The following is an 8,346-nucleotide window of genomic DNA, read 5'->3' as shown; positions in this document are numbered from 1 at the left end:
ACCTCGCCCGGGCGCTCGCCAAGGCCCCCTACGCCGCCCCCCGCACCGACGACCTCCCGGCCAGCCTGAAGGGCCTCAGTCGCGAGCAGTACGGCGCCATCCGCACGAAGCCCGCCGCGGCGATCTGGGCCGGCGACGACCTCGGCTTCACCATCGAGCCGCTGCATCGCGGCGCGATCTTCACCGGCCGCGTCGCGCTGTTCCTAGTGGAGGACGGCCAGGTCCGGCCGGTCGCCTACGACCCGGCGCGCTTCGACACCGGCGGGTTCGCGCTGCCGGAGTTCTCGGAGGATCCGGGCTTCTCGGGGTTCCGCCTGCGCGCCCGCTTTCCCGACGGACCCGACCTGTCGGACTTCGCCGTGTTCCAGGGCGCCTCGTTCTTCCGCCTCGTCGCCAAGGGCCAGGGTTTTGGCATCAACGCCCGGGCTTTGACGCTGCGGCCGGCCGACGCTCGGGGCGAGGAGTTCCCGGTGTTCCGCGCGGTGTTCATCGAGCGCCCGGCCGACGGCGCCCTCGTCCTGCACGCGTTGATCGATTCCGACTCCGCCTCCGGTGCACTGCGGATGGTGCTCCGCCCCGGCACCGAGGCCTCGACCACCGAGATCGAGACCACGATCTTCGCCCGCAAGGCGATCGACCACCTCGGCCTCGGCGGCATGCAGGCGAGCTACCTGTTCGGCCCCGAGGACCGGCGCCGCGTCGACGACGCCCGCGCCGCCGCCTTCTCGGCCGGCGGCCTGCAGATCCGCAACGGGGCCGGCGAGGCGATCTGGCGCCCGGTCCACAACCCGGACGCGCTGCAGATCTCGTCCTTCGTCGATCAGAACCCGAAGGGGTTCGGCCTGATGCAGCGGGCGCGCACCTACGAGGATTTCGAGGACGACGTGCAGCACTGGGAGTGGCGCCCCTCGCTCTGGCTCGAGCCCGCCGACGCCTGGGCCGACGGCGCGGTGACGCTGATCGAGATCCCGAGCGATTCCGAGTTCAACGAGAACGTGCTGGCCTATTGGCGCCCGAAGGAGGCCGTCGCCGCCGGCTCGGAGACCACCTTCCGCTACCGCCAGCATTGGTGCTGGCAGGCGCCCGCCGCCGCGCCGCCGGCAAGCGTGACGGGCACCCGCAGCGGGCGCGGGAGCGCGGGCACGCGCCGCCTGTTCCTGGTGGACTTCACCGGCGACGGGCTGTTTGCCGAGGGCGGCCTCGACATCGCCCTGGCGGCGTCTCCCGGCAGCATCGCCCGGCAGCAGTTTTTCAGCTACCCGGAGCGCAGGACCGTTCGGGTCGCCTTCGAGCTCGATCCCGGCAGCGAGCGGGCGAGCGAGCTGCGCCTCGCCCTGGTTCGGGCGGGCCGGCCGGTGACCGAGACCTGGCTCTACCGCTGGACGTCGTAGAAGCCCGCCGGGCGCGCCGGGGTCCGCAAGACCGCCTCGGCGCCCCACGCGAGACCCGCAGACGAGAATCGATCGAAGGCCGTGCGCATGGACGACGTTTCCGCCCTCCCCGCGGCCGCACGGCGCGACGCCCCGCCGGACCGCCCCTCCGGGACGGCCTTCGCGGACGCCCTGCCCCTGGAATCGCCCCTCCCGATGCCGGTGCAGAGCCTGGCTGCCTGGGATCCGGCGCTCGCGCACCGGCCGTCGCGCCACCATGCGCGGCCCCACGCCGCGCGCCTCCTCGTCTTCGGCGGCGCGATTTTGCTGACCGGCTACGGCGGCTGGCAGATGTACGAGACGGTGTCGGTCTCAGGGTCGCCCACCGCCCTGCAGTACGTGCTCGTGGCCTTGTTCCTTCTGACCTTCTCGTGGATCGCGCTCGCCTTCACCAGCGCGATCCTGGGCTTCGCCGTGCTGCTGCGCCGCCCGCGCCTGCCGCCGGTGCCGGCGGGCCTCGCTACCCGCACCGCGATCCTGATGCCGGTCTACAACGAGGGCACCGCCCGCACCTTCGCCGCGATCGAGGCGATGCGGGAGGCCGTCGACGCGACCGGCCTCGGGCCCGCCTTCGACTGGTTCGTGCTCTCGGATTCGACGCAAGCCGACGCCTGGATCGCGGAGGAGCGCGCCTTTCTGGCGCTGCGGGACGCGCTCGGCCCCGACGCCCGCCTGTACTACCGCCACCGCCGGAAGAACCACCACCGCAAGGCCGGCAACATCGGCGACTTCGTCACCCGCTGGGGCGGCGCCTACGACCACATGCTGGTGCTCGACGCCGACAGCCTGATGACCGGCGACAGCGTCGTGCGGCTCGCCGGCGCGATGGAGGCCGACCCGGATGCCGGCATCGTTCAGACGCTGCCGCTCATCATCAACCGCAACACGCTGTTCGCCCGGGTGACCCAGTTCGCCGCCCGCATCTACGGGCCGGTGATCGCCACCGGCCTCGGCCACTGGTCGGGCCGCGACGGCAACTATTGGGGCCACAACGCGATCATCCGCACGAAGGCCTTCGCCGCCGCCTGCGGCCTGCCGGACCTCCCCGGGAAACCGCCCTTCGGCGGTCACGTGCTCAGCCACGACTTCGTGGAGGCCGCCCTGATCCGCCGCGCCGGCTGGGCGGTGTACATGCTGCCGACGCTGCCGGGCTCCTACGAGGAGAGCCCGCCCTCGCTGATCGACGTGGCGGTGCGCGACCGGCGCTGGGCGCAGGGCAACCTCCAGCATGCGCGGATCATCGGGGCGGCGGGGCTGAAGCCGGCCTCGCGCCAGCACTTCGCCACCGGCATCGCCGGCTACGCCGCCTCGCCGTTCTGGCTGTGCCAGCTCGTGGTCGGCATCGCGCTGGTGCTGCAGACGGCCTACGTGAAGCCCGAATACTTCACCACCGAGTTCGGGCTCTACCCGGTGTTCCCGCGCTTCGATCCGGTGCGCGCGCTGCAGCTCTTCGGGCTGACCATGGGCATCCTGCTGGCGCCGAAGTTCCTCGGCCTCCTCCTGGCGCTGATCGACGGCCCGGTGCGCCGGGCCTGCGGCGGCGCCGGACGGCTGGTCGCGTCCTGCCTCATCGAGATCCTGCTGTCCGCGCTGATCGCGCCGATCGCGATGGTGATCCAGTCGGGCTCGGTGTTCAGCATCCTCGCCGGGCGCGACACCGGCTGGAACCCGCAGCGCCGCGACGACGGATCGATCCCGTTCGCCGACATCGTCCGCCGCCACCGCTGGCATACGGCGTTGGGCCTGGTCTCAGGCGTCGCCGCCTTCGCGATCGCCACGTCGCTGTTCCTCTGGATGGCGCCGACGATCCTCGGCCTCGTCCTCGCGATCCCGATCTCCTGGGCGAGCGGGCAGCTGGCGCTCGGCCTCGCCCTCAAGCGTCGCGGCCTGCTGATGACGCCGGAGGAGCGCGCCCCGCCGCCGATCGCCATCCGCGCCGGCGCGCTGGCCGCCCGCAACCAGGCCCGCGGCCTCGACGAGGCCGACGCCCTCGCAACGCTCCACGCCGACCCGGGCCTCGCCGAGGCCCACACCCGCATGCTGCCGAGCGCCGAGCCGCGCCCCCGCGGGAGTGTCGACGTCGACCACACGCTGGCCCAGGCCAAGGTCGTGGAGGCCGAGACCCTCGACGAGGCCCGCACCTGGCTCGGCCCCAAGGAGCGCATGGCCCTCCTCCACGACCGCGCCCTCCTCGACCGCCTCGCGCGCTTGGCCCCCTGACCCGATTTTTCGAGATGTCCGCCGGCCGCAAATTCGGCTACAACCCCTCCCGCCGGAAGGGTGGCCGAGTGGTTTAAGGCAGCGGTCTTGAAAACCGCCGTGGGGGCAACTCCACCGTGGGTTCGAATCCCACCTCTTCCGCCAGCATTCTGCTAAGTGGCTGATATGCCACGAAGTGCACCGAAATCAACGGTTTACGACTGGGCGACTGCTACACACGAGTGTACGCAGGAGGCATGAAGGACGTGGGTCGGCACACATACCTTGCGCGTCGCAAGGGCACAGCGAACTGGCAGTTCCGAACGAGGGTCCCGCTCGACCTCGTTGCCCAATTCGGCAAGAGGGAGATCACCAAGAGCCTGGGGACCGCCGATCTGGCGGAAGCGAAGCGCCGAGTACGGGACGAGGCGGACGCCTTCGACAAGCAATGCCGGGCTGTCCGTGATCGGGCGGCATCCAACGCCTGCGATACGGTCGGGAGCGTCGCCCTGACCTCGCTCAGCGAGGCAGCCATCGAGCAAATGGCGGCGGCGTGGTTCGAGACCCTGGCTGCCGAGGGAGAGCGACGGCATGGGATGGTGATGCCCCTCGGTCAGGATGAAGCGCTGATCAACCTGGATCAGGAAGAGGGCGCGCTGCACCATCCAGACGACCTGGGCGTGGATGCGTCCTACCAGATCGCGATCCAACTCCTTTGGACCAACGACGTTCGTTTGCTCCGGCGCCGGCTCAACCCGATCCGCGCTGCCGGATCGCCGATGCTGTTCGTGGTGTCGCGTGAGGACGCAGCCTCCGCGCAATTTCGGCAGCTCTTGGCCCTACTGCGCAGGGCGCGGCTGGAAGACGTACATCGGAGCAGGGCACGACTGTCAGGCAACTACCAAGATGTGGCGTTCGATCCGGTGTTCCGGCCGCGTGTCGAGGCGAACGGCAAGACTTTGGCCCAGGTCATCGCGGCGTTCCGAGCGGAGCCCGAGCGGACCGGGCAGATCACCAAGCTTCAGCAAACTTACGCATCGGTCTTCCGGCTCGCGAGCGAAATGTTTGGCGCGGATCGGCCTATTCGTGAGATCGATCGAGAGGAGTGTAAGGCATTCCGGGCGACAGTCCAAGCGCTGCCGCCGAACGCAACCAAACGCTTTCCTGGCAAGGCCTTAGTAGATATCGCCAAGTTAGCGAAACTGGAGACCGATCGTCTGCGTCCAAGCACGATCAACCATTACCTTGATGCTTTAGCGATGCTCTTCAACTACGCTGAAAGCGAGGGATGGATCACCCAAAACCCGGCCAAACGGCTCGCGATCAAGGGCATCAAGAAGCGTGGCCGCCGCGATCCGTTCACCGCTGCGGAGCTGACCAAGATCTTCCAGGCGCCTCTCTACGCCGGCTGCGTGGACGATGAGAACGGCTACGCCAAGCCGGGCCCGAGCCGGCCTCGCCGCGGGCGCTTCTGGATACCGCTGGTGGGGCTTTATACCGGCATGCGGCAGGGCGAGATTGCACAGCTCCGCACGGAGGACGTGCGCCTATTCCAGGGCGTCGTTTGCATCTTCATCGCAGCGGACAGCGACGACGTTGACGAAGCCGATCGCAAGCGCGTGAAGACGGAGGCAGGCGAGCGGTACGTGCCTGTGCATCCGATGCTGGAGCGGATTGGCTTCGTCCAGTACGTGGAGAGGATGGGCAAGGCCGGCGCTGAGAGGCTGTTCCCCGACATCGTGCGCGGCGGCGAAGGTTACTTCAGCCCGTTCTCGAAGTGGTTCTCGCGCTTCCTTGCCGCGGCGGAGGTAAAGCGCGAACGCAATGCCTTCCATTCGTTCCGGCATACTTTCCGGGATGCGATGCGCGAAGCGAGCGTGCCGCCCGATGTCGTAACGGCTCTTGGTGGTTGGGTTCGAGGTGGGATGGAAGAACACTACGGAAGCGGACGCATCACCGCCCCGGTACTTCAGGAGCAGATGCGACGCATACGTTACGATGGGCTCGATCTCGCACACCTGACAGGCATTCGTCGAAGTCCGTAGAAGTATAGGCTGAGAGCGTCATCGCACAGGCCGTACTGGACTGGCGGACATGGGTTGCCGATGGCCGCGCCAGCCGAGCCGTTCACGTCTACACCTTGCCGTCTCCGGTCCCGACGGCCGAGGAATGGGCCGCAACCCATGGCCCCGCCCAGGGGAGCTTCCATTGAGGACTGAAATTTCCGCCCTCGCCTTTCTCGTGTCAAGAGCGGTCGCCACGGAGGCACCCCTGATCTGATCCTCACCGATCGCCCCCCAGGCGACGGGCCTGACATCCACGTCGAGGACTGGCAGGCATGGGTCGCCGATGGTCTCGGCATCGTCACGAACGGTGTCCTCTGCGTGACCGGACCTGAACTGACGGCCGACGAGTGGGCGGCACGTCACGTCACGGAGCACTGATGCCCTCGACTCGATGGAGGCTCCTTCGAGGCTAACTGCGCCGTCGTCTATCCAACTGCCGAGTTACGAGGCGCGCCTGCAGCCTTCTTCACCTTGCGACGTTGCGCTGCCTCCCGGCGTTTCGCTTGCTCACGCGCCAGGACGCGAAATTTCTGGGGTGGGACCCCGTAGCGTGCTGCAAACGTCCGACTGAAATGGTGTTGTGACGAAAATCCAGCTTCCTTTGCAATTTTCTTGAGGTCGCCAAACGCCATTATGTCGACAAAGAGCAATTCGATGGACTTATTGAGGCGACGCCTGAGGATGATTTCTCTAACACCCCCTGATTGTTCCAAGATCCTGTACAAGGTCGATCGCCCAATCTCGAAGTGGTCTTGGATGAGCTTAGGATTTAAATTTCTATCTCCCAAATGGCTATCGATGAACGCCATGACCGCAATGAGCAGTTCGCAGTTACCATGTAGAAACAAAAAATCCGGCTTATCGGTCATATTGCAGACTATTGCTTCAGATTTTACGAGCCGCGGGGCGGGACTTTTAAAGTGCTCGCATGGACGTGTCAATCACGACATGGTGATGCGCATCTCCCAAATTACCTGTTGCCGTGTTCAGATCATGCCGCGAACAGGTCTCTCCCGTTAAGCAGCTTTTCGCGAAGCGCGATGACCGGCGCCCTCATCCTGATCGCTGCTGGTAGCAGGTTTCTCGCGATATGGACGCCTCGGTTCGTATGACGCCAACGGCTTGTGCTGGACGGTCAGGGTCGATCATTCGATGGTAGCAGGTCCACGCCGCTAAGGATGGTCTGGCAGTACCTGTAGCTATGATCGATGACCTAGGCTGCGCTCGACCTTCATGCTCGGCATTGGCCCATGGTGAACCGAAGCATCGCCAATGACGGTACGAATGCCTCTACGTTGTACGCGATAGCCCTCGCAGATTTCTGCATCCCTTCAACTTATGCGTGCATATAGCCGTTGGCTTATCAATTCCTCTCTAGAGTCAAGGGATAACTAAGGCGGCTGAACGTCTGCAGGTCACGCGGCCGTGATTGTCTCGTTGCAAATTAGTCGCTGTCACGTGGGAACTAAGTTTCCCCTACAGTTTGGGACGCACGTACAAGGACAACGTCAGCCGAACCGCTATACCGTAGGACAACAGGCCGAAGAGGCCACGATCCGATTGCGTAGGGGTAGGCACATGGCACAGCGGACATCGAACGGGCGCGCGCTGCATCGGGCGTACGTGGCCTCGACAGCGCTGGTGGGGATCTCGATCCGGACCACCGAGCAGCCGACCGTGCTGCACCTGGCCGCCTCAGCGTCCCTTATCCGCGAGCGGATCGCCCGCCTGCTGACCCTCGCCATTGAGACGCCGGCCTCGCTGCTGACCCGTCTAAACCCGCTGCGCTCGGCGCGGGCGCGCAAGGTGCGGCCGGCAGCGCGGACCGGACGGCGGCGTCTGGTGATCGCGGCAGCGCTTGTCGGAGTCGGGATTTCCGGTATCGGCGCCGCTCAGGCCGCGTGTGGCGGCACGTCCTGCGTCGTCACCACGAACGCGGATACTCTGGGCGGCGCGAACGTCTCGCTGCGCGACGCCATCGTCTACGCCAACGCCAACGCGGGCACGACGATCACCTTCGGCATCGCGAACCAAACGATCACGCTGGCTAGCGCATTGCCACTCATCGTGGGGAACAACATCGTCATCGACGGCGGCGCTAACGCGATCACCGTCAGCGGCGGGGCGACGAGCTCCACCACCGGAACCCGCATCTTCTTCGTCGGGAACGGTTCGGCATCTGTTGCGGCCACGATCCGATCGCTGACGCTCGACGGCGGTAACGCGATCGGCGGGGCCGGCGGGAACGGGGCGGTCGGCGGCGGCGGCGGCGGCGGTGGCCTCGGCGCAGGAGGAGCCGTGTTCGTCGCGGCCGGGGCGAACGTGACGCTGGCGAGCGTCTCGCTTCCGACCTCATACGCTACGGGTGGCCGAGGCGAGAGTACGGCTGGGCTCGGAGGAGCTTTCTCCGGCGGCGGCGGCGGCGGCCTGGGTGGTGCCGGCGGTAGCGGAAACGATGCTGGCGGCGGTGGCGGTGGCGGCGGTCAGCTTCCGACCCAGGTTGGTGGGAACGCCGCTAATGGGCCAACCGGGATCAACGACGGTACCGGGGGCGCCGGAGGCGGTACCGGGGGCGCCGGAGGCAACGTCCGCGCCCCCGGCCTCGCAGGCGGTCAAGGCGGTGGCGGCGGTGGTGCCGGGTCGCTCGGCGG

The 8,346-nt window shown here is 67.1% G+C and carries 4 protein-coding genes, 1 tRNA gene and 1 pseudogene; 5 read left to right on the top strand and 1 reads right to left on the bottom strand.

Annotation, left to right across the window (positions count from 1 at the left end; genetic code table 11):
* From FV234_RS24320 to FV234_RS24305, 4 genes are all read left to right on the top strand, one after another.
* Nucleotides 1-1,391, top strand: a 1,391-nt coding sequence (locus FV234_RS24320; RefSeq protein WP_147832195.1) for a glucan biosynthesis protein D, incomplete at its 5' end; no start/stop codon positions are given.
* A gap of 87 nt (nt 1,392-1,478) precedes the next feature.
* Nucleotides 1,479-3,650: a glucans biosynthesis glucosyltransferase MdoH gene (gene mdoH / locus FV234_RS24315; protein WP_147832193.1), complete on the top strand. Its 2,172-nt coding sequence runs from the start codon at nt 1,479-1,481 to the stop codon at nt 3,648-3,650.
* Between the two features lie 54 nt (nt 3,651-3,704).
* Nucleotides 3,705-3,794: transfer RNA gene (locus FV234_RS24310), tRNA-Ser, on the top strand.
* A gap of 92 nt (nt 3,795-3,886) precedes the next feature.
* A complete protein-coding gene (locus tag FV234_RS24305; RefSeq protein WP_147832191.1) occupies nt 3,887-5,674 on the top strand; it encodes a site-specific integrase in 1,788 nt (595 codons plus the stop codon).
* Nucleotides 5,675-6,120: 446 nt separating this feature from the next.
* Here FV234_RS24305 and FV234_RS24300 read toward each other — a convergent pair whose 3' ends face one another.
* Entirely contained in the window at nt 6,121-6,564 is a 444-nt protein-coding gene (locus FV234_RS24300; protein WP_147832189.1) for a helix-turn-helix domain-containing protein, read from the bottom strand.
* A 709-nt stretch (nt 6,565-7,273) separates the two neighbouring features.
* On the opposite strand from FV234_RS24300, the pseudogene FV234_RS26380 reads away from it, so the two are divergent.
* Nucleotides 7,274-8,346, top strand: a pseudogene (locus tag FV234_RS26380) (hypothetical protein); the annotation flags it as partial.

This window comes from Methylobacterium sp. WL8, from assembly GCF_008040045.1.
Taxonomy (GTDB): Bacteria; Pseudomonadota; Alphaproteobacteria; order Rhizobiales; family Beijerinckiaceae; genus Methylobacterium; species Methylobacterium cerastii.
Note: the sequence above shows the minus strand (reverse complement) of the source record. Positions and strands in the feature narration are given on the sequence as shown.

Coding starts and splice junctions, on each gene's coding strand:
- mdoH (WP_147832193.1), top strand. CDS start 1,479: ATGGACGACGTTTCCGCCCTCCCCGCGGCCGCACGGCGCGACGCCCCG.
- FV234_RS24305 (WP_147832191.1), top strand. CDS start 3,887: ATGAAGGACGTGGGTCGGCACACATACCTTGCGCGTCGCAAGGGCACA.
- FV234_RS24300 (WP_147832189.1), bottom strand. CDS start 6,564: ATGACCGATAAGCCGGATTTTTTGTTTCTACATGGTAACTGCGAACTG.